We start from the raw sequence: 1,004 nt of genomic DNA, 5'->3' as shown, positions 1-1,004 counted from the left end.
TCAATGAGCAATTGCGCGACGAGTGAGCGATCCGAGCTACGCACGTAACACTCCCATCGCAATGAATCCCAAATAAAACGCAAGCGCGATTACCGCCACGACAATAGTCGTGCGGCGAATGCTCTTCTTGCGATCCAGGTCTTCCATCGACTCAGTAGTACCTAGTCAAACGACTCGTCGGCGATGCGCTTTTTCGGCGGCGTGGTGAACGTATGCCACGGTGCCGGCGACGGGACGGTCCACTCGAGACCGTGCGCGCCTTCCCAGACGCGATCCGTTGCTTTCTCGCCTTTCTTCGACGTTAGCAGTACGTAAACGAAGATTAGCTGCGAGAGACCGAAACCGATGGCACCGATGCTGGCCCACAGGTTGAAGTCAGCGAACTGGGTTGAGTAGTCCGGGATTCGGCGCGGCATGCCGGCCAGCCCTAAGAAGTGCATCGGGAAGAAAGTGATGTTGACGAAGATTGTCGACATCCAGAAATGCAGTTTGCCGACCTTCTCGTTGTACATGTGTCCGGTCCACTTCGGCAGCCAGTAATAAGCGCCGGCCATGATCGCGAAGATCGAGCCCGGTACTAGCACGTAGTGGAAGTGCGCCACCACGAAGTAGGTGTCGTGGTATTGCACGTCAGCCGGTGCGATCGCGAGCATCAGGCCCGAGAAGCCACCAATCGTGAACAGGAATACGAAGCCCAGCGAGAAAAGCATCGGCGTCTCGAAGGTCATTGCGCCGCGCCACATGGTTGCGATCCAGTTGAAGATCTTCACACCGGTTGGCACCGCGATCAGCATCGTCGCGAACATGAAGAACAGCTGGCCCGTGAACGGCATACCAACGGTGAACATGTGGTGCGCCCAGACGATGAACGACAGGAACGCGATGCACGATGCCGCGTAAACCATCGAGTCGTGGCCTAAAAAAAAAAGAAAAAAAAATAAAAGAAAAAAAATAAAAGAAAAAATAAAAAAGAGATGGCGTAGTTTAACAGGCACAGAAAGGAA

General features: G+C 54.0%; 1 protein-coding gene. It reads right to left on the bottom strand.

What is annotated here, in order from left to right; translation table 11 throughout:
- Positions 1-161: 161 nt before the first annotated feature.
- The coding region (locus F6J90_RS43345) for a cbb3-type cytochrome c oxidase subunit I (protein WP_293109141.1) at positions 162-1,004 on the bottom strand (843 nt) is incomplete at its 5' end.

Origin of the sequence: Moorena sp. SIOASIH, assembly GCF_010671925.1 — a bacterium.
GTDB lineage: Bacteria > Cyanobacteriota > Cyanobacteriia > Cyanobacteriales > Coleofasciculaceae > Moorena.
This window is presented reverse-complemented; position numbering and strand designations above follow the sequence as displayed.